Here is a 19,785-nt window from a genome sequence, read left to right as displayed (position 1 = left end):
ATTCCGCGATGGAAGGCGCGAGCGAGATCGCGACGCTGGCGATCCGCACCTGCGGCGGCCAGGCGATGCTGAAGTCACTGGCGCTGGAGCGCATCTACCGCGACAGCCGCTGCGGCTCGCTGATGCTGCCCTGGACCGCCGAGCTCTGCCTCGACCGTATCGGCCGCGAATCGCTGTACGAGACCGGCGAGACGGACGAGTGAATATCAAGGCCGTCATCCTGAGGCGGTCGCCGTCTTCGGCGACCCTCGAAGGATGGCCAAAGGCGCAAGCGGCCGTCCTTCGAGACGCCGCGCAACCAGCGCGGCTCCTCAGGATGACGGTGTGCTTGTTGAACGATCTAAATTGGATATCATCGCGAGCTTGGACAACTGACCTTGGACCTCTCCGACCTTATCGCACGCCACGCGGCGTTTTCCCCGCACAAGCCGGCGCTCATTTTTGAGGGCGAGGTTTTTAGCTATCGCGCGTTTTTCGAACGAATCGAGACGACAGCGCGCGCGCTGGCAGCGGAATTCGGTGTCCGCCGCGGCGACCGCGTCGCGATCCTCAGCCTCAATCGTCCCGACTATCTGGTGCTGCTCTATGCCTGCGCGCGGCTCGGCGCGATACTGGTGCCGCTGAACTGGCGCCTCGCCGCCGCCGAGCAGATGTTCATCCTTTCCGATGCGGCGGCAAAGGTGCTTCTACTCGAACAGGCCTTTGACGGAATTCTCCCGTCGCTTGCGAACGAGCTTCCCGACACACGCGTGGTCGGGCTCGACTTCTCCCCCGCGCAGGGTGTCTCGTTCGATACAATGCTGACAATGGCCACCGGCGACGGCCGCAATCCACACGTCGAGCTCTCCTGCCCGCTGCTGATCGTCTACACCTCGGGCACCACCGGACGGCCCAAGGGCGCGGTGCTGCGGCAGGAAGCGCTGCTGTGGAACGGCGTGATGAGCCAGCACATGCACGGCCTCACCTCGGAAGATCATGTGCTGACCGTGCTGCCGTTCTTCCACGTCGGCGGCCTCAACATCCAGACCACGCCGGCGCTGCATCATGGCGCCACCGTGACGATCCTCTCGCGATTTACACCGGACGCGGCGCTCACGACAATCGCGCGCGACCGGCCGACGCTGACGGTGCTGGTGCCCGCCACCATCCAGGCGATAACCGACCATCCCGACTGGGCCGCCACCGACCTGTCCTCGCTGAAGGCGATTTCCACCGGATCGCAAATCGTGCCGCCACATCTGATCGAACGGTTCGTTTCGCGCGGCGTGCCGGTGCTGCAGGTCTATGGTTCGACCGAAACCTGCCCGATCGCGGTTTATACCCGCCTCGGCGGCGATCTGTCGCGCAACGGTTCGACCGGGCTACCGGGCCTGTATTGCGAGGCCGTGGTGGTCGATGACACCGGCGTGGAGTTGCCGCCGGATATGCCGGGCGAAATCGCGGTGCGCGGCCCCAACGTTTTCTTCGAATACTGGGGCAATGAGGCGGCGACGCGCGAGGTGCTGCGCGAGGGCTGGTTTCGCACCGGCGACATCGGCCGTCGCGATGCCGACGGTTATTTCTTCGTGCACGACCGCAAGAAGAACATGATCATCTCCGGCGGCGAGAACATCTATCCGGCCGAGGTGGAGCGCGTGCTGCTCGAACATCCCGATGTCGCCGACTGCGGCGTGATCGGCCGGCCCGACCCGCGCTGGGACGAAGTGCCGGTGGCCTATGTGATCCCGCGCGCAGGCTGCCGCGCTGACGCGGAAGCCTTGAAGGCGCACCTGCTGGCGCAACTCGCCCGCTTCAAGGTGCCCCGTGAGTTTGTCTTCGTCGAAGACCTGCCGCGCACTGCGCTCGGCAAGGTGCAGCACTTTAAGCTGAAAGAGATCGCGGGAGAAAACCAGTGAAGATCGCGGTGCTCGGCGGCGGCAATGGCTCGTTTGCGGCCGCGGGCGATTTTGCGCTGCAGGGCCATGACGTGCGGCTGTGGCGGCGCGATGCTGATGCGGTCGCCGCGCACTGCCGGGCCGGCTCGCGCATCGCCATCAAGGATGCCAAGGGCCGCCATGACGTGCAGCTTGCGCTGGTTACAACCGATATCGCCGAGGCCGTTCGCGGCACCGAACTGATCCTCTGTCCCGCCCCCGCTTTCGCACAGCACGATATAGCCGCTCAACTCGCGCCGCATTTGCGCGATGGACAGGTGATGTTCCTGCCGCCAGCGACATTCGGCTCGATGATCTTTGCCAAGGCCGCGCACGACGCCGGCAATCATGCCGCCGTCGCGTTCGCCGAAACCGGCACGCTGCCATGGCTGACGCGCAAGCACGGGCCGTTCGAGGTCGCCATCACTATCCGCGCCAAGCGGCTACCGGTCGGCGTGTTTCCGCTGAAAGACGCGACCCGTGCGCTCGACGTGATCGGACGCGCGTTTCCCGGCGTGGTCGAGCCCTGCGGCGACGCGCTGTCGGGCGCGCTGATGAATGCTGGGCCGATCATCCACCCGCCGCTGATCGTGATGAATGCCGGCCCGATCGAGCACTTTTTTGAGCGCTGGGACATCCACAAGGAAGGCACGCAAGCCGCGATCCGCCGCGTCACCGACGCGCTCGACGCCGAACGCATCGCGGTGCGTGAGGGATTCGGCTACGGGCCGCCGCACTTTCCGCTGGCGCACCACTATGCAAAGCAAGGCGAGGAATGGATGTATGGCCGCGGCTCGCATGATCGCCTGACCGACTCCGGCGATTGGCGCGAGCGCATCGTGCTGACGGAGCATCGCTACATGCGGGAAGATTTGCGCCTCGGCCTGTCATTTCTGGTTTCCGCCGCCGAGCTTGCCGGCATCGAAACGCCGCTGGCGAAATCGTTCCTTGCAATCGGCGGCGCGATCTGCGGCGAAGATTTCATGCGAAACGGACGGACGCTGCAAAGCCTGGGGCTCGGCGGTCTCGACCGCGCGGGCTTGCAGGCATTGCTGCGCGAGGGATTTCTCAGATGACTTCCCACCCCGCCATCGCCTGCCTCGGTGCCGGCCGCATGGGCCGCGGCATCGCGGTGGCGTTCGCCTATGCCGGCCACCGCGTCACGATGATCGACGTTAAACCACGCTCTGCGGAGCAATTCGCAAAACTCGAAAGTGAAGCGCTTGACGAAATCCGCAAAACGCTGGCGAGCCTGGCGCGGTTCGGCCTTCTGACCGTCAGCGACGCTGACGCTATTGTTGCACGAGTCACTGTGGCGCCCGTGCAAAACAGCGCCGCCGCACTCGCTGACGCCGCGATCATATTCGAAGGCGTGCCCGAGGTGGTCGACCTCAAGCGCGAGGTGCTGGCGGCGGCTTCGAAACTCGCAGGCCCCGACGTCATCATTGCCTCCACCACATCGACGATCCTCGTCGATGACATCTCAGGCGCGGTCGAGCATCCCCGGCGCTTTCTCAATGCGCACTGGCTCAACCCGGCCTATCTGATCCCGCTGGTCGAACTGTCGCCCGGCGCCGCTACCGATCCCGCGATCACCGCGCGCGTCAAGGCGTTGCTGGAAGGCATCGGCAAGGTGCCCGTGGTGTGCGCGGCGACGCCCGGCTACATCGTGCCGCGGATCCAGGCGCTGGCGATGAACGAAGCCGCGCGGATGGTGGAAGAAGGCGTCGCGACCGCCGAGGATATCGACAAGGCCATCAAATACGGTTTTGGATTTCGCTATGCGACCATGGGGCTGCTGGAATTCATCGACTGGGGCGGCGGCGACATCCTCTATTATGCCAGCCGCTATCTCGAAGGCGCGCTGCACAGCGACCGCTATCGCGCGCCCGAGGTGATTTCGCGCAATATGGAAGAAGGCCGCATCGGCATGCGCACCGGCGCCGGTTTCCTCGACTACGCCGGCATGGATGTCGACGCCTTTCGCGAGCAGCGCCTCGCGGCGCTGGTGGACCTGCTTCGGCATTTCGGGCTGGCGCGTCCGCCGGTGCTTTAATACGCGCCGTCATCCTGAGGTGCTCGCCCTCTTGGGCGAGCCTCGAAGGATGGCCACGGGCGCGTATGCGGGCATCCTTCGAGACGCGCGCAAGGGCGCGCTCCTCAGGATGACGGTGTTTGTTGAACGAAAGCCGCCTTCACCCGAACACGTCCTGCAGCACGCCGTCGCGCACCACGGCCGCGCCGTCGAGTTCGATGGTGGTGCCCATCACCGGTAGATCGAAATGGCCCGCGGTGTAGCGGCCGGCGAATTCGTTGGCGCCTGTGGAAAACAGGAAATTGCCGGCGACGGCGCGGAGTTCCGTGCCGTTGGTGTCGCGACGGTCGTACATCGCCAGCGCCTCGTAGCGCGCCGCGGGATTCATGCCGAACCCGACATGCGATACGGCATAGGCCTCGCGGTCGCCCCAAGCCGCAAGGTAGCGGCGCATCAATTCGGCGTCGGCGCCTTCGCCCGCAAGCCCGGTGACGTAATCGTCGGTCAGCGTCATTGTGATCTTTGAGGTGAGATAGCGCTTGAAGGTGAGATTGATATCGCCCGCCGCCATCACCAGCGTGCCGTTGACGGATTTGCTTTTCGGAAAGCTCACCACCAGCCCGCCCGGCCAATGCGCCAGCGTGCCGGGCTTGTCGGTCCAGCCCCAGATGCCGACCGTCGAGGCGCCTTCCATGTTCACATCGAGATCGGTGCCCGCCGTCGAGGTCACGCGCATGCGCTTTGTCCCGCGCAGCATCCTTGCCGCCGCGCGCACGCGCTTTTCGAGACCGCTATCCGGAACCATGCGCTCCAGCGCTTCGGGGTGCTCGTTGGAGATCACGAGAATGCGCGCGCCGGCTTTCAGGATTTCCGGCGTCTCCGCGGCGTGCATCAGCCCCTCGACGGTGCAATCGACCACGAAGCCGGCTTGGCGCAGCGCCGTAACCACCGGCGCGAGCCGCTGGATCGCCTCTGAGGCGCCGGTAGAGCGCACCGGCACGATCTGGACGTTGCGCGGCGTCGGCACAATGATGTGAAACGGTTTTGCCCCCATGCGCAACAGCGCCAGTTCGGCGATGTGGACGTTGAGCGCGCGCGATTGCGTCTCGGAGAGGATGGCGGCGGTATCGCCGGGCTTGACCGCGCAGCGCTCAAAAATCTCGCAGAACGCGTCGATCCATTTTCCCTCGATGCGGTCCGAAAGCATGCCGTGTCTCCGGTTCTAAACCATTTGGTCATTGCGAGCCAACGGGTCGACGCAAAGCGCCGCGGAGGCCGCGCGGTGAGCGCGTATATCGCTTATGCTGCCACCGGACCGTGCCTGAACGCGATCCGCTTCATCCTAAATCCCCATATCCGGATATTCCCGGGCGCTTGTCGTGCCGGGGAATTGAACTACGGCGACTCTTCCACGCCTCAAATGCCCGCGCAATACGCTTTCCGATGCGATATATTGGCTTGCTCCGGCGCCACCCACACAGGATCATGACTCATGAGCAACGACTTCTTCGGACTGCTTACGTCGATTTCCGAGCGCGGTCGCACGCTGCTGCGCCGCAGTGGGCCGCCGGACGCCAGGCAGGACGCATCGGACCTGATCGAATTGTGCGACGCGCTGCTATCCGGCGCCGGCGAAGCATCCGGCACCGCGATCGCGCGCGAAGTGCTCGACCGCTACCATGATCTCGATGAAGCCGGCCGCATCGCCTTCTTCCGGACGCTGGCGCATGGCTACGGACCGGATCAGGACAAGCTGCAGCGTGCGATCGAGGCCTGGCGCGCGCGGCCGACCGGGGACGGCGCCAGCGATCTGCATTTTGCGTCCGAGCCGCGGCGGCAGGAATTGTTCCGCCGCCTGAACCGCGCGCCCGGCGGCACCCGCGAACTCGTGGCGTTGCGCGCCGACCTGCTCGACGTCAAGGACGATCACGACGATCTCAACGCGCTCGATCGCGACGTTGTGCATCTGCTTTCATCATGGTTCAACAGGGGATTTCTGGTGCTGCGCAAGATCGACTGGTCGACACCTGCCATTGTCCTGGAAAAGATCATCCGCTACGAAGCCGTGCACGAAATCCGCGACTGGGACGATCTGCGCCGCCGCATCGATCCGGTCGACCGGCGCTGCTACGGGTTCTTCCATCCGGCGCTGGTCGACGAGCCGCTGATCTTCGTCGAGGTGGCGCTGACCGAGCAGATCCCCGGCGCCATCGCGCCGCTGCTCGCCGAAGACCGCCAGCCGGTCCCGATCGAGCGCGCCCGCACCGCGGTGTTTTATTCGATCTCGAACTGCCAACGCGGCCTCGGCGGAATTACCTTCGGTAATTTCCTGATCAAACAGGTGGTGGAGGAACTGCGCCGCGAACTGCCGAAACTCGACAATTTCGTCACGCTGTCGCCGGTGCCCGGCTTCATGCAATGGTTGAAAGACGCCGACGACCTTCCGCTGTCCGAGGACGATCGATTGCTGCTCGACAAACTCGACCGGCCGGACTGGATTGACGATCCGCAGCTGGCGGCGCAGCTGCGTTCTCTGCTCGAGCCGCTGGCAGCGTATTATTTCCTGAAAGCGCGGACGTCGAAGGGCCGGCTGATCGATTCGGTAGCACGGTTCCACCTCGGCAACGGCGCGCGGCTGGAACGGATCGACTGGCTCGGCGATATCTCGCCAAAAGCCTTGCGCGAATCCGCCGGCATCATGGTCAACTATCTCTACCGGCTCGACGACATCGAGAAGAACCACGAAGCCTATGCCAACAAGGGCGATATCGCGGCCTCCAGCGCGGTGAAGAAACTGCTGAAAAACGAAGGCCGGCGGCTGCTGGATATGCGATTATCGTAGACCTCGTTATCGTCCTCCCCGCGAAGGCGGGGACCCATACGCCGTGTCGTCTCGTTTTGGCAATGGAGCGGATGCCTTTTGTCACCATTGACGGCAGGGGTTATGGGTCCCTGCCTTCGCGGGGGACGACGCTGACAATGTGGCGCGCCGCTCACACCTCAGGAAAACCACGCAGCAGATAGCTCCGCAGACCGTGCAGCAGGCCGTTGAGGATTAATCCGAGCAGCGAGATCGTGATCAGCGGCACGAACATGTCCACGGTCTGGAAGGTCCGCGCGGCGACGACCAGAAGGCGGCCGAGGCCGTCGGTCGAGGTGATCATTTCGGCCAGGAACACCACGATGCATGAGATGACGAGGCCGATGCGGCAGCCGGTCAGGATCGACGGCATTGCCGCCGGGAGTACGACCTTGAACAGAATTTGGCGGCGCGGCGTGCCGGCCGCCATCGCCGACCAGATCAGCTTCTGTTCGACCATCGATGCGCCGTAATAGGTCGACAGCAGGATCGGAAACAGCGCGTCGGCGGCGACCAGCGTGATCTTCGAGGCGTGGTCGAAGCCGAGCAGCAGCAGCAGCGCCGGATAGAGCGCCACCTTCGGCACCGGCGCCAGCACCCGCACCACCGGCCGGACCACGGCGTTGACGGCCGGATTGACGGCGGCGGCGAGGCCGATGCCGACGCCGACCACCACCGCGATCGAGAACCCCGCGAACAGCCGGACCAGCGTGGCGCCGATCTCGTGCAAAAATCCGCTGCTGAGGAGTTGCTGCGCCAGCCGCGCGAACACCAGCCCGGGCGGCGGCAACAGCGATACCGGGGCGTAGCCGAATGACACGATCCCCTGCCACAGCGCAATCAGCAGCGCGATCGGCACGACGCCTAACAGAATATCGCTCGAGGCTGCGCGTGCGTTCATGCGAAGCTCAGCGGAATATCGAAGCGCGGCTCGGACCATTTTACCAGCGCGCGGCGCAGTTTTTCAAAGGCCGCATCGAGGATAATCCCCATCGCCCCGATGATGATGATCATCGCGAACACGGTGTCGTACTGCGCCATGTCGAGCGCATTGAACAGGATGTTTCCGGCGCCGGATTGCCGCGCGATCATCTCGCTGGTCACCATGGTGATCAGCGCCAGCACCAGGCCGGTGCGGCATCCGGTAAGGATCTCCGGCAGCGCGGAAGGCAGCACGATGCGGACCATGCGCTGAGCAGCGGACATCCCCATCGCCGCTCCCGACCACAGCATCTTCTCCTCGACCGCCTTGGCGCCCTGAAAACTGTGATAGATGATCGGCAGGCTGACGCCGAGGAAGATCACCAGGGTTTTGGAGACGTCGCCGACGCCGAGCCAGAGCATGATCACCGGCATCAGCGCCGCTTTCGGCACCGGATAGATCACCATCAGCAGCGGGTTGAAGAACGAGGCCACGGCGCGGCTGCGTCCCATCATCAGCCCCAGCGGAATCGCGAGGATGACCGCGAGGCTGAGGCCGATCGCCATGCGGCGCAGCGAGGCGAGGATGTTGATCAGGTCGCCGCGGTCGCTGAGGATCGCCGGAATGGCGCGGATCGCCTCCAGCGCCGAAGGAAAGCTGTCGGTGTTAAGGATCAGCGACGCGACCTGCCAGATCCCGAGCAAGCCGGCAACAGCGAGCAGCGGTGCTGCTTTCGACAGCATGGCGCGCACGGTAATCATGGATGCAGCTCGTCGATGCCAGTGTCGTCGATCAGGCGCTCGATCTCGACGACGTATTTCTGGTAGCGCGAATCGAGCAGCAGCTCGGCGCGGCGCCGCGGACGCGGCAGGTCGATCTCGACGATCGCTTTGATGCGGCCCGGGGCGCGCGTCATCACCACGACCCTGTCCGACAGGAACACGGCTTCGTCGACGGAGTGGGTGACGAACAGCACCGTCTTGCGGTCGCGCTCCCAGATGTTGAGCAGGTCGTTCTGCAGGCGGGTGCGGGTATGCGCGTCCAGGGCGCCGAACGGCTCGTCCATCAGCAGCACCGCGGGCTTGTAAGCCAGCGTGCGCGCGATCGCGACGCGCTGTTTCATGCCGCCCGACAATTCCTTCGGATAGAAGCTCTCAAAGCCCTTGAGGCCGACCATCTCGATCAGCCGCCGGCTCTGCGCTTCGGCTTCCGCGCGCGGCACGCCCTGCTGGCGCAGGCCGTAGGTCACGTTGCCGAGCACGTTCTTCCAGGGAAACAGCGCGAACTCCTGAAACACCGGGCCGCGGTCGGGGCCGGGCCCGGTGATCGCGGTGCCCTTCAGCTTCGCAACGCCTTCGGTCGGATTGACAAAACCCCCGACGATATAGAGCAGCGTCGACTTGCCGCACCCGGAGGGACCGAGGATCGAGACGAAGGCGCCGTCTTCGATAACAAGCGATATATCGGAAATTGCGAGGTGGCTCTGGCGGCCGGAGGTCTGAAAGGTTTGCGACACGTGATCGATTTCGATCATCGCAGGCGCCGTCTCCCGCCCGGACGCAGAATCGGTTTCGAGTTCAGGCCGCAACGGCAGCACGTTCATTCAAGCTCTCTTTTGCTCGATCCGGTGCGACCATAGCGGGTCGATGCGCCCCGTACAGCAAAAATGCAGTTTAATTTGCATATCCGGTTCGCATTTAGCCGCGTCCTCCCCGCGCAGGAGGGCCCATAACCATCGCTGATTGTGATCTGGCCGATGCGTTCGCTGCGGGATGACAATCTCCAACTTGCTGATGATGCAGGCAGCGCACATTCGCGGTGACAGCACCGGCAATCGACATGCAACTACTCACTGCGGCGCAGCGTGATCCTGTTATCCTTAATACCCCAGGATTCCCTACGTTTAATGATTAATTAGCTTAGTGCTTGTCGATCGCGCTTCATCGCAACTAGCGTGCGATCAGCTTCGACATTCGCGTGGGAAATACCTGCGGAAGAGAGTCGAAGCGATTTTAACAGGAGCATTACACATGCGTGATCTCATGATCGACGAACTTTCGCACGTTTATGGCGCAGGCGGCAAAGGCGGCTGCGGCGGCAAGGGCGGAAGCAAGGGTGGCAGCAAGGGCAAGTCCAAGAGCCACAAGTCCAAGAACCACAAGTCCAAGTCGCATAAGTCGAAGTGCCGCTAACACTCGGCATCTGATCCGGCACGAGCTCGGGCCGACAATAACAGGCCCAGCTCACAGTTCGATACTACGGACGCGGATCACGAGGTCCGCGGCCGGAATTTTTAAAACCCGGAGTCGACGATGGATGCCAAACCAGCCTGGTTACCCGGCTTTGCAAAGCAGGCCGCGCATAGCGAAGAGGCGTGGCTGCTGGGCCAGCCGCCGCTGCAACGATATCTCGATTACATGCAGGACACCGCGATTGGCGGCGCGCAGATGTCGCGTTCCGCACTGGTCGACGAATGGCGCACCGCCAATGACTACTGGTACGAGCTCGAGCAGACCGAGGCCGGGATTGCCGATCGGGTTGAAATCCGCGCAATCGATTCCAGCTTGCAACCCAATATCGATGAAGTGATGGCCAGCAGCCGCTACCGGCGCGGCTTCAATGAATTGCCGACCCGCTTTGCCATGGTCGAGCTTGAAAAACTGATCGTGTCGCAGCGCCACGTCGATATTCATCATACAGAGCGGCTCAAGGCGCGGCTGGCCGGCGACAGTTCACTGGAACAATTGTTCTGGTTTTGCATGCCGGTCCGCAGCACCGAGACGCCGGTCGACATGCGCAGGCTTGGCTCGAAACGTTTTCTGGTCTGGTCGAAATCGTCGGACTTCCGCTTTCATGAAGCGGCGCTGCTCGCACCGGGACAAATCTCCGGTTATGATCCGTTCGGGCCGGTCGGCGCCGCGATCGGCATCATGCTCGGCTACGGCTCCAACCTGCTGAACGCGGTTCAATCCGACAATCGCCTGCTTCTGCACAACGGCCATCATCGCGCTTACACGCTGCTGGAAATGGGTTTTACCCATGCACCCTGCATCATCAGGACGGTAACCCGGCGTGACGAATTCAACCTGCTGTCCTCGGCCGATGCCACCAGCGACCCGTCCTTCTATTTTCGCGCGGCGCGGCCGCCGCTGTTGAGGGATTTTTTTGATCCCAGAATCCGAAAAGTCGTCAAGGTGCCGAGGCTGATGCGGCTTCTGGAAATCAACATCGACGTAAAAGAGCACGAAACGCGCGATTTTGGCTCGGTGGATGAATCATGGCTCAGTCAGCCGTAACAGTCGCGCGAGCGCGAGAACCGGCAATTGCCGCTCCACAAGAACTGTTCAGGTCCGAGGTTCTCGTCGAGCGTCAGACGCCGCTGCTCGGCAAGGTTTTGCTCGAACCCAGGGCGTCGCAGTCTTTGCTGGTAGGCATATCGGTTGCACTTGGCCTCGCCGTTTTGGCGTTTTTGGTGTTCGGCTCCTATGCGAGAAAGGCGCGGCTCAGCGGCGTGCTGGTTCCACTGGACGGCATCGCGCGCATCATCGCCCCGCAAGCCGGCGTGGTGACTGACATCTTCGTCGGCGAAGGCGCCAAGGTGAGAAAGGGGACGCCGTTGATTGCGCTGTCCTCCGAAACACAAAGCGAGGCATTGGGATCGACGCGGGAAGAAATCGTTCGCCGCATTACCAGCCGGCGCGACAGCACCGCGGCAAACCAGCGTGTCCAGGAGGAGCTCTTCGACCAGCAGGCCGCCGATCTGCAGAAGAGGGTCGACGCGCTCGCCATCGAGCAAAAGCATCTCGCGCGGGAAATCGAATTGCAACGCGCCCGGCTTCGCATCAGCGCTGACGCGGTGGCGCGCGCCCGCGCCATGCGCGCGCAGGACCTGATACCGCTGCCGCGCCTGCAACGCGCCGAGCAGGAAAGCATCGACGACAAGGCCAAGCTGGAGGCCATGGAGCGAAGCCAGTTTACGCTGCAGCGTGAGCAGATCCAGATCGAAGCCGCGGTTCGGGAAATGCCGATGCGCCGGCGCACGCAATTCGCCGAAATCGACCGCAATGTGTCCGCGCTCGACCAGGAACTGGCCGAAGCGGAGTCGCGCAGGAAGATCGTGATCTCCGCGCCCTATGACGGGGTGGTCACCGCAGTCCAGGCGGAGAAAGGCTCAAGCGCCCAGGCCAATATCCCGCTGATGAGCGTCGTGCCGGCGGGTTCGCATTTGCAGGCAAGCCTGTACGGCTCCAGCCGCGCCATGGGCTTCGTCAAGCCGGGTCAAAAGGTATCGATACGCTACCAGGCCTTTCCGTATCAGAAATTCGGATCCTATGCCGGCACCGTGGCGAACGTGTCGAAATCCGCGATCAACCCCGCCGAACTGCCGCAGCAACTGGCTGGAATCTATACGCCCGCCGAATCGCTTTTCCGGATTAACATCAAGCTCGATCGCCAAACGGCAACGACGTACGGCGAGCCCGCTCCGCTGCAGGCGGGCATGCAGCTGGAAGCCGATGTGATCACCGATTCCCGGCGCCTGATCGAGTGGATGTTCGAACCGCTGTTCACCCTTACCGGCAAGTCACCATGAACATTCTCGAGCGCCTCAACCTCGGCTGGGGAAGCCGGCTGCCGATGGTGCTGCAGACCGAAGCATCGGAGTGCGGTCTGGCCTGCCTGGTGATGGTCACGCAATATTTCGGCAACGCCGCCGACCTGCCCGGCCTACGCCGCCGTTTCGGCATGTCGCTGAAGGGAGCAACACTGAAGGACGTCATGCGGGTCGCCGAGCAGGTCGGCTTCGCCGCGCGGCCGCTCCGGCTGGAGCTTGACGAACTCGCGCAACTGCGGACGCCCAGTATCCTGCACTGGGACCTCAATCATTTCGTGGTCCTCGAGCGGATCGATGGCGATTCGGCCGTCATCCACGACCCTGCGGTCGGCGTCCGCCGCATGCCGATGGCGGAGATATCCAGGCACTTTACCGGCGTCGCGCTGGAATTGATGCCGACCAGCAAATTCGAAACAGCCGAGCCGCCGCCGCGAGTAAAAGTTTCGCAATTACTCGGCAGGGTCAATGGTCTGCGCCGCTCGCTGCTGCATCTGTCGGGCCTCGCACTGACGATCGAAATCTTCGCGATGCTCAGTCCGTTCTTTCTCGGCTGGGTGATCGATCAGGCGCTGGTGAGCGGCGATCGAGACCTGCTTCTCACTCTCGCCATCGGTTTTGCGCTTTTACTGCTGCTTCGCACGGCGGTGACCGCGTTGCGCGGGTGGATGCTGATGGGCATGAACGCTTCCTTAAAAGTGCAATCGCGCGCCAACCTGTTCTCGCATTTGATCCACCTGCCCACTTCGTATTTCGAAGCCCGCCATATCGGCGACGTGATGTCGCGCTTCGGCTCGCAGGAAACCATCCTGCAGGCCATCACCAGCGAGCTTGTCGAGGCCATTCTCGACGGCACGATGGCCGCCGTCACCCTTCTCATCATGTTCGTATTCGCGCCCGACCTCGCCTGCGTGGTCCTGTTCGGCGCGGTGCTCTATGGCGGCTTGCGGTGGGCGTCGTACCGGCCGCTGCGTCATGCAACGTCCGAAGCCATCGTCTGGGGCGCGCGGCGCGACTCGCATTTTCTGGAAACCCTGCGCGGCATGCGCACGGTAAAACTGTTCAACGGCCAGGACGACCGCAAGGTCCACTGGCTGAATCTGCTGGTCGAAACCATCAACCGCCAGCTTACCGCCGACAAGTTGCGGCTGTTGTTCCGCACCGCCAGCCAGCTGTTGTTCGGCCTGCTCGGCATCATCGTGATCTGGCTCGGGGCGCGCCGGGTGCTTGACGGCAGCTTTTCTGCCGGCCTCTTGATCGCGTTTCTCGCCTACAAGGATCAATTCCTCGACCGCATCGGCGAATTGATCAACAAGGCGGTCGATCTCACCATGCTGCGGCTGCATGCCGAACGGCTGGCGGACATCGCCCTGACCGAGCCCGAGACCCGTCAATCCGGTCACTATCCGGCTGATACAGAATATCTGCCCGCGCGCATCGAAGTTCGAAATCTCGGTTTTCGCTACAGCGAACACGAGCCGTGGATTTTTGAAAACGTCAGTTTTCGCATCGAGGCGGGTGAATCGGTTGCGATCGTCGGGCCGTCGGGCGGCGGCAAGACCACGCTGCTCAAAGTGATGGCGGGATTGCTGCAGCCGGCCAAGGGCGAGATTTTGATCAATGGCGAGCCGATCAAGCGGATCGGGCTGGAAGCCTACCGGAACATGCTCGGCGTCGTACTGCAGGACGATCAACTATTTGCAGGCTCGATCTCGGAAAACATCAGCTTTTTCTCGGACGCGCCCGATCAGGGACGAATCGAGGCCTGCGCCATTCTGGCTTCGGTGCACGATGATATCGTCGCCATGCCGATGGGGTTCGGAACGCTGATCGGCGACATGGGGACGGTCCTTTCAGGCGGCCAGAAACAGCGCGTCCTGATTGCGCGCGCGCTCTACCGGCGCCCGGGCGTTCTGCTGCTGGACGAAGCGACCAGCCATCTCGACGTCAAACGTGAACGAGAAGTTAACGAGGCGCTGCGCTATGTCCGCGCCACCCGGGTCGTCATCGCCCACCGTCCGGAGACCATCCGGGCCGCCGACCGTGTCATAGCAATCGGAGCAGAGGACGCCGAGAATCTTCCGATCGGGCGTGAGGCCAATGTCCCGCGTTTGGCGCCGGTCGACTAGCCGCTCTGCGACGGGCACAGGCGACGTCATCCTGAGGTGCTCGCCGTTCTTCACGGCGAGCCTCGAAGGATGGGCCACAAACACCCGGCCATCCTTCGAGACGCCGCGCAAGCGCGCGGCTGCTCAGGATGACGTCCAAAAACGCTTCGTTAACCATAAATCCTTAATTTGAAGGTCCAGTTCAGGGCGTCTCCCGCTAACGCCTAACCGCAGCCGGGTGGTGGCCGTTGTGACGTTAGAGCGTTCGGCATTGAAGGACTTGGCGGACCAGGACGCGGGATCGAAATCCTGTCTACGCCGGTCACGCCGATGGTGGATAGTCGGCTGCGTCCTTGTACTGGGTATCCGCCCGTCCGGGGCGGAGACGTTGCGAGAAGCGCTGGAACTCGCCTATCGCGCAAACCCCGCGCTGAATGCGCAGCGTGCCAGTCTGGCAGCCACCGGAGAAAACCTCGCCAAGGCAAACGCGGGCTTTCAACCGAAACTCAGCGCTGCTGCCGATCTCGGCCTCTACCGGGATTCGACAAAACCTTCGCTGGACGATTGCAGCCGCCCCTTTGTCGGCGACACGCTGACCAATGTGGGATGCGATCCATACACGACCAGGACCACGCCGCGGGGCGTCGGGCTGCAGGTCAACCAAAACCTGTTCGATGGATTCCGAACGACCAATTCGATCCGGCAAGCCAAATCCCAGATTTCAGCGGCGCAGGCGACAACCCGCAGCACCGAACAGAACACGCTGCTTCTGGCAACCACGGCCTATGTCGACGTGCTGGCCGATACCGCCATCGTATCGGCCGCAGCCAAAAACGTGGCGGCCTTGCAGGATCAGTTGCAGCAAACCAAAGCGCGCCATTCGTTCGGAGACGTGACCAAGACCGACGTTGCGCAGATCGAGACGCGTCTGGCCGCGGCGCAGGCTCAGCACAGCCTCGCAATCGCCAACCTTGAAGGCGATGTCGCCGCATACCGGCGGCTCGTCGGCGTGGCGCCGCATCACCTCGTAGCGCCACGCGAAGTCGGCGCGCTGGTGCCGGCCGGCCTTGAAGAAACCGTGGAACTGTCGCTGGAGCGCAATCCGGCCATTCACGCGGCACGTCTCGGCATCGACGTCGCGGTGCTTCAAACCAAGATCATCCGCAGCGAATTGCTGCCAAATGTGTCGCTCAACGGATCGGTGATCCGGCGCTATGACATATCCGGTTCCGGCGACGAGAGGATTGCCGGTGCGCTGACGGGTCTGGTCAGCATCCCGCTTTATGATGGCGGCGACGTCGCGGCGCGATCCCGGCAGTCCCAGTTCGTATCCACGCAGCGGCGCCTTGAAGCCGATTCGGTGCGCGATGAGATTCGGGCGCTTGCGGAAAGGAGCTGGAATCAATACCAGGGCGCGCGGCAGCGCGTGGTCTCGACGCAGGCGCAGACACGGGCAGCGACGATTGCGGTTGCCGGAATCCAGAGCGAATGGTTGTTCGGCGAACGGACGCTGCGCGAAGTGCTGGACGCCCAACAGGATGCCGTCAACGCGCGGATCAACCTGGTGCTGGCGCAGCGGGACCTCGTCGTCAGTTCGTTCACCGTCGCTCAGGCCACCGGCCGCCTGAACCTTCAGGAACTGGACAGGCTGGACCTTACCGCACGGCAGGACAGCGTGTTCGCGACCGACCAGCACAAACTCAGCCTAAAACTGTGGCCGCGAACCAAGAAGGGCGAAGTCAATGTGACGTCGGGCGCCGGCTGCGTGACGGACTGCGCGAGTTTTGCAAGCGGTTGGTCGCTGCGAGGTCAACAGAATCGCGCGTCATCGGAAATGCGCCAGCAAGCCCGCGAGCCTTTGCCGGGCGCACGGCTTTATGACGCCAGCGCCCGCATCTCGGCATGGAGGTCGGCTTTTGCCTCGAATCCGATGCCGGGCAAGTCCGGCATGACGATGTGGCCGTTCTCGACCTTCACGCCGTCCGGAAATCCGCCGTAGGGCTGGAACAGGTCCGGATAGCTTTCATTGCCGCCGAGGCCGAGGCCCGCCGCGATGTTGAGCGACATCTGGTGCCCGCCATGCGGAATGCAGCGGCTGGCGGACCAGCCGTGGCTCCGCAGCACCGCGAGGGTGCGCTGGTATTCGCACAGCCCATACGACAGCGCGCAATCGAATTGCAGCCAGTCGCGGTCCGGCCGCATGCCGCCGTAGCGAATGAGATTGCGGGCGTCCTGATGGCTGAAGAGATTTTCGCCGGTCGCCATCGGACCGGGGTAGAATTCGGCGAGCGCCGCCTGCAGCGCAAAATCCAAGGGATCGCCGGCTTCCTCGTACCAGAAGAGCGGATAGTCGCGCAGCATCTTGGCGTAGGCGATCGCGGTTTCCAGATCGAAGCGGCCGTTGGCATCGACCGCGAGTTGCCCCTCGCTGCCGATTTCCTTCAGCACGGCCTCGATACGTATCCGATCCTCCTCGAGCGGCGCGCCGCCGATCTTCATCTTGACCACGTTGTAGCCGCGATCGAGATAGCCGCGCATTTCGCCGCGCAGCGCCGACAAATCCTTGCCCGGGTAATAGTAGCCGCCGGCCGCATAGACGAACACGCGCGGATTCGCGGTCCTGCCGTGGCGTTCCGCCAGCAGCCGGAACAGCGGTTTTCCCGCGATCTTGGCGACCGCATCCCACACCGCCATGTCGATGGTGCCGACCGCAACCGAACGTTCGCCGTGGCCGCCGGGTTTTTCGTTTCCCATCAGCGTCGCCCAGACCTTGTCCGGATCGAGATTGTCACCGCTCCCGTCGAGCAACGTCTTGGGATCGGCTTCCATCAGGCGCGGCGCAAAACGCTCTCGGATCAAACCGCCCTGCCCGTAACGGCCGTTCGAGTTGAAGCCGTAACCGACCACGGTCTTGCCGTCGCGCACCACATCGGTGACGACCGCGACGAGACTGGTCGTCATCTTCGAAAAATCGATATAGGCGTTGCGGATCGGCGAGGAGATCGGTTTTGTAACTTCGCGGACATCGACGATTCGAAGAGACATGGTGTTTCGGCTTTCTGCGTATTCCGTCATGGCCGGGCTTGCCCCAGCCATCGACGTCTTTTTTGCTGCATTACCGTGAAGACGCGGATGCCGGGGACAAGCCCGGGCCTGACCGAGTTCCTACTTGTCGCGAAAGTACGGCTCGACCGGGCCTTGGACCTTGATGGTGAGCGGGTTGCCGTAGCGATCCCTGGCGGCGCCGGCGGTCACGCGCACCCATCCCTCGCTGACGCAATACTCTTCGACATTGGTTTTCTCGATGCCCTTGAAGCGAATGCCGACGTCGCGCGCAAGAATGTCCGCATCGTAGTAAGGGCTTTTAGGATCGGTCGACAGACGGTCCGGCAGTCGATCGTTGGTCGTGTCGTTGTTCTCGTTCACAGCAGCGCCTCTATTTCTCGTGTCAGACTTTCCGGTCTCGCCGTCGGTGCATGACGCGCGACCACCTTGCCGGAGCGATCGACCAGAAATTTGGTGAAATTCCATTTGATCGATGGGCCGAGCAATCCGAATTTTTCGTTCTGCAGGTATCTGAACAACGGGTGAGCGCTGCTGCCGTTGACATCGATCTTGGCAAACATCGGGAAGGTGACGGCATAATTGCTGGAGCAGAACTGCTCGATCTGCGCGGCGCTACCGGGCTCCTGGCCTCCGAATTGATTGCACGGAAATCCGAGCACTGCAAAGCCGCGCGGCGCCAGCTCCCGATGGAGCGCTTCGAGGCCTTTGTATTGCGGCGTGAACCCGCACGCGCTTGCGGTGTTGACGATCAGCAGGACCTGCCCCTCGAACTGCTTCAGGGCAGTTTCCTGGCCCGAAAGCGATTTCGCCGAAAAATCATAAATGCCAGCCATCGTTATTCTTTCGTCCGGTCAAAGGATTGCGTCTAGCCGGCGGGATCGACAGGGGCCGGCGGCGTTCCTGCGGCTTCGATGGCCTCGCCTGCAAGCAGGCACAAATCCTCGCGGTAACGGCCGGAAACCACCTGGACGCCGACGGGAACGCGCCCGACCATTCCGGTGGAAACCGTTAGCGCAGGCAGTCCCATGAAGGGAATGCCGATCTGCGGGATCTGCGCGCGCCATACCCGCGCGAAGGAGCCGTCGTCGCGCCGGTCGAGGCCGTCGGGGAACGGCAGTTCGCCGGATACCGGCATCAGCAGCACGGCATAGGTTTCGAACAACAGCTGCCATTCCCGCGTCAACGTCGCCCGCCGCACCAGCGCCTTTGAGAATGCGGCCGCATCGAAGGGATGAACTTTTGCCTTGTTGCCACGCAGGCAGGCCAGCGCGCCGGGATCGCCTTCCCGCTCGGCGGCCTCCAGCTGCGCTTCATATCCATCGCCAAGCCACAACTTTGTCTGCAGCTCTGCGGCCTCGCGCAGCGGCGGCGTATTCTCGATCTGTTCGACCACCCATCCCGCGCGCTCCAGCCGCTTGCCGGCATCGGCGACGGCCGCTTTCACGTCGGCAACGGTCTCGAGGCCGTCGGGATTGAGGCACAGCGCTGCCCGCTTTGCCCTTGCCGGACCTTCCTGAGGCGCCGGCGTCCACCAAGGATCGCGCACGTCTTGCTGCGACATCGCCGCAAGGGCGATCCTGAGATCGCCGACGGTGCGCGCCAGCGGACCTGATACCGCCGATATCTGCGGCCCGATGGTGCGCTCGGGCAAGGCGGCGTTAAAAGCGGCGACGCGGCCCAGCGTCGGCCGCAGTCCATGCACGCCACAGGCATAGGCGGGATAGCGGATCGAGCCGGCGATATCGGTGCCGTGCGCGATATGGCCGATGCCCGCCGCGACTGCGGCCCCCGCCCCGCCGGACGAGCCGCCCGGGGTGATGCCGGGATCGCGCGGGTTCTTGGTATCGCCATGGATCAGGTTGGTGGTGAACCAGCGATAGGAAAACGCCGGGCAGTTGGTGCGGCCGAGGATCACCGCGCCGGCTTTGCGCAGGTTGTCGATCACAGGGCTGTTGGTCTTCGCGATGACATCGCGCTGCAACTTGAGGCCGTTGGTGGTGGCAAACCCTTGCTGATCGATGTTGACCTTCACCGTGACCGGCACGCCCGCCAGCGGCCCCGCATCTTCGCCGCGCGCAATCGCCGCGTCGATGCCGCGTGCGTGCGCCAGCACATCTTCCGGGTGGTAATCGACAACCGCATTGATTTTCGGGTTGACCGCATCCAGCCGGGCCAGCGCCGCGGTGGCCGCGTCCATCGCCGAAACCTTTTTCGTCCCGATCAGGGCGGCGAGTTCTTTCGCCGACAGACGCCAGAGATCCTGCATTGCCAA

The 19,785-nt window shown here is 63.2% G+C and carries 16 protein-coding genes and 2 pseudogenes; 10 read left to right on the top strand and 8 right to left on the bottom strand.

Annotated features, from left to right (window positions below; genetic code table 11):
* The 4 genes and pseudogenes from VGP39_RS01240 to VGP39_RS01225 form a co-directional block, all read left to right on the top strand.
* Positions 1–203, top strand: a pseudogene (locus tag VGP39_RS01240) (acyl-CoA dehydrogenase); the annotation flags it as partial.
* A 174-nt stretch (positions 204–377) separates the two neighbouring features.
* On the top strand, positions 378–1,895 hold the full coding sequence (locus VGP39_RS01235; RefSeq protein ID WP_327566285.1) for a long-chain fatty acid--CoA ligase: 1,518 nt from the start codon (positions 378–380) through the stop codon (positions 1,893–1,895).
* On the top strand, positions 1,892–2,989 hold the full coding sequence (locus VGP39_RS01230) for an NAD/NADP-dependent octopine/nopaline dehydrogenase family protein (protein WP_327566284.1): 1,098 nt from the start codon (positions 1,892–1,894) through the stop codon (positions 2,987–2,989). Before VGP39_RS01235 ends, VGP39_RS01230 begins: the two co-directional genes overlap by 4 nt.
* Positions 2,986–3,969, top strand: coding sequence for a 3-hydroxybutyryl-CoA dehydrogenase (locus tag VGP39_RS01225; RefSeq protein WP_327566283.1), 984 nt, complete (start codon positions 2,986–2,988; stop codon positions 3,967–3,969). The genes VGP39_RS01230 and VGP39_RS01225 overlap by 4 nt, the downstream gene beginning before the upstream one ends.
* A 139-nt stretch (positions 3,970–4,108) precedes the next feature.
* On the opposite strand, the gene VGP39_RS01220 is transcribed toward VGP39_RS01225, so the two are convergent.
* Positions 4,109–5,155: a peptidase M29 gene (locus VGP39_RS01220; protein ID WP_327566282.1), complete on the bottom strand. Its 1,047-nt coding sequence runs from the start codon at positions 5,153–5,155 to the stop codon at positions 4,109–4,111.
* A gap of 285 nt (positions 5,156–5,440) precedes the next feature.
* Here VGP39_RS01220 and VGP39_RS01215 point away from each other — a divergent pair, with 285 nt between their 5' ends.
* Positions 5,441–6,790, top strand: coding sequence for a malonyl-CoA decarboxylase (locus VGP39_RS01215; RefSeq protein WP_327566281.1), 1,350 nt, complete (start codon positions 5,441–5,443; stop codon positions 6,788–6,790).
* 151 nt (positions 6,791–6,941) lie between these two features.
* Here VGP39_RS01215 and VGP39_RS01210 read toward each other — a convergent pair whose 3' ends face one another.
* Genes VGP39_RS01210 through VGP39_RS01200 form a run of 3 tightly spaced genes read right to left on the bottom strand, consistent with a single transcriptional unit; the run spans position 6,942 to position 9,333 of the window.
* Positions 6,942–7,709, bottom strand: coding sequence for an ABC transporter permease (locus VGP39_RS01210; protein WP_327566280.1), 768 nt, complete (start codon positions 7,707–7,709; stop codon positions 6,942–6,944).
* The gene (locus VGP39_RS01205) at positions 7,706–8,491 is read right to left on the bottom strand and encodes an ABC transporter permease (protein ID WP_327566279.1); all 786 of its coding nucleotides are present in this window, start codon (positions 8,489–8,491) and stop codon (positions 7,706–7,708) included. The genes VGP39_RS01210 and VGP39_RS01205 overlap by 4 nt, the downstream gene beginning before the upstream one ends.
* Positions 8,488–9,333, bottom strand: coding sequence for an ABC transporter ATP-binding protein (locus VGP39_RS01200; RefSeq protein WP_414644538.1), 846 nt, complete (start codon positions 9,331–9,333; stop codon positions 8,488–8,490). The genes VGP39_RS01205 and VGP39_RS01200 overlap by 4 nt, the downstream gene beginning before the upstream one ends.
* 427 nt (positions 9,334–9,760) lie before the next feature.
* Here VGP39_RS01200 and VGP39_RS01195 point away from each other — a divergent pair, with 427 nt between their 5' ends.
* The 5 genes and pseudogenes from VGP39_RS01195 to VGP39_RS01175 form a co-directional block, all read left to right on the top strand.
* On the top strand, positions 9,761–9,922 hold the full coding sequence (locus VGP39_RS01195; RefSeq protein WP_327566278.1) for a hypothetical protein: 162 nt from the start codon (positions 9,761–9,763) through the stop codon (positions 9,920–9,922).
* Positions 9,923–10,042: 120 nt separating this feature from the next.
* Positions 10,043–11,026: a hypothetical protein gene (locus VGP39_RS01190; protein WP_327566277.1), complete on the top strand. Its 984-nt coding sequence runs from the start codon at positions 10,043–10,045 to the stop codon at positions 11,024–11,026.
* Positions 11,008–12,321, top strand: a complete 1,314-nt coding sequence (locus VGP39_RS01185; protein ID WP_327566276.1) for an HlyD family secretion protein — start codon at positions 11,008–11,010, stop codon at positions 12,319–12,321. Before VGP39_RS01190 ends, VGP39_RS01185 begins: the two co-directional genes overlap by 19 nt.
* Entirely contained in the window at positions 12,318–14,468 is a 2,151-nt protein-coding gene (locus VGP39_RS01180) for a peptidase domain-containing ABC transporter (protein WP_327566275.1), read from the top strand. The genes VGP39_RS01185 and VGP39_RS01180 overlap by 4 nt, the downstream gene beginning before the upstream one ends.
* Before the next feature lie 217 nt (positions 14,469–14,685).
* Positions 14,686–16,083 (top strand): annotated as a pseudogene (locus VGP39_RS01175) (TolC family outer membrane protein); the annotation flags it as partial.
* 239 nt (positions 16,084–16,322) lie between these two features.
* On the opposite strand, the gene VGP39_RS01170 reads toward VGP39_RS01175, so the two are convergent.
* The 4 genes from VGP39_RS01170 to VGP39_RS01155 all read right to left on the bottom strand — a co-directional run bounded on the left by VGP39_RS01170 (position 16,323) and on the right by VGP39_RS01155 (position 19,779).
* Positions 16,323–17,492 carry a mandelate racemase/muconate lactonizing enzyme family protein gene (locus VGP39_RS01170; protein ID WP_327566274.1) on the bottom strand — a complete coding sequence of 390 codons (1,170 nt, stop codon included), beginning with the start codon at positions 17,490–17,492 and terminating at the stop codon, positions 16,323–16,325.
* Between the two features lie 120 nt (positions 17,493–17,612).
* Positions 17,613–17,873, bottom strand: a complete 261-nt coding sequence (locus tag VGP39_RS01165) for a DUF3297 family protein (protein WP_327566273.1) — start codon at positions 17,871–17,873, stop codon at positions 17,613–17,615.
* On the bottom strand, positions 17,870–18,346 hold the full coding sequence (locus VGP39_RS01160) for a glutathione peroxidase (RefSeq protein WP_327566272.1): 477 nt from the start codon (positions 18,344–18,346) through the stop codon (positions 17,870–17,872). Before VGP39_RS01160 ends, VGP39_RS01165 begins: the two co-directional genes overlap by 4 nt.
* 32 nt (positions 18,347–18,378) lie before the next feature.
* A complete protein-coding gene (locus VGP39_RS01155; protein ID WP_327566271.1) occupies positions 18,379–19,779 on the bottom strand; it encodes an amidase family protein in 1,401 nt (466 codons plus the stop codon).
* Between the last annotated feature and the right edge of the window lie 6 nt (positions 19,780–19,785).

Source organism: Bradyrhizobium sp., from assembly GCF_036009065.1.
Classification (GTDB): Bacteria; Pseudomonadota; Alphaproteobacteria; order Rhizobiales; family Xanthobacteraceae; genus Bradyrhizobium.
Note: the sequence above shows the minus strand (reverse complement) of the source record. Positions and strands in the feature narration are given on the sequence as shown.

Coding starts and splice junctions, on each gene's coding strand:
- VGP39_RS01225 (WP_327566283.1), top strand. CDS start 2,986: ATGACTTCCCACCCCGCCATCGCCTGCCTCGGTGCCGGCCGCATGGGC.
- VGP39_RS01220 (WP_327566282.1), bottom strand. CDS start 5,155: ATGCTTTCGGACCGCATCGAGGGAAAATGGATCGACGCGTTCTGCGAG.
- VGP39_RS01215 (WP_327566281.1), top strand. CDS start 5,441: ATGAGCAACGACTTCTTCGGACTGCTTACGTCGATTTCCGAGCGCGGT.
- VGP39_RS01210 (WP_327566280.1), bottom strand. CDS start 7,709: ATGAACGCACGCGCAGCCTCGAGCGATATTCTGTTAGGCGTCGTGCCG.
- VGP39_RS01205 (WP_327566279.1), bottom strand. CDS start 8,491: ATGATTACCGTGCGCGCCATGCTGTCGAAAGCAGCACCGCTGCTCGCT.
- VGP39_RS01200 (WP_414644538.1), bottom strand. CDS start 9,333: ATGAACGTGCTGCCGTTGCGGCCTGAACTCGAAACCGATTCTGCGTCC.
- VGP39_RS01195 (WP_327566278.1), top strand. CDS start 9,761: ATGCGTGATCTCATGATCGACGAACTTTCGCACGTTTATGGCGCAGGC.
- VGP39_RS01190 (WP_327566277.1), top strand. CDS start 10,043: ATGGATGCCAAACCAGCCTGGTTACCCGGCTTTGCAAAGCAGGCCGCG.
- VGP39_RS01185 (WP_327566276.1), top strand. CDS start 11,008: ATGGCTCAGTCAGCCGTAACAGTCGCGCGAGCGCGAGAACCGGCAATT.
- VGP39_RS01180 (WP_327566275.1), top strand. CDS start 12,318: ATGAACATTCTCGAGCGCCTCAACCTCGGCTGGGGAAGCCGGCTGCCG.
- VGP39_RS01170 (WP_327566274.1), bottom strand. CDS start 17,492: ATGTCTCTTCGAATCGTCGATGTCCGCGAAGTTACAAAACCGATCTCC.
- VGP39_RS01160 (WP_327566272.1), bottom strand. CDS start 18,346: ATGGCTGGCATTTATGATTTTTCGGCGAAATCGCTTTCGGGCCAGGAA.
- VGP39_RS01155 (WP_327566271.1), bottom strand. CDS start 19,779: ATGCAGGATCTCTGGCGTCTGTCGGCGAAAGAACTCGCCGCCCTGATC.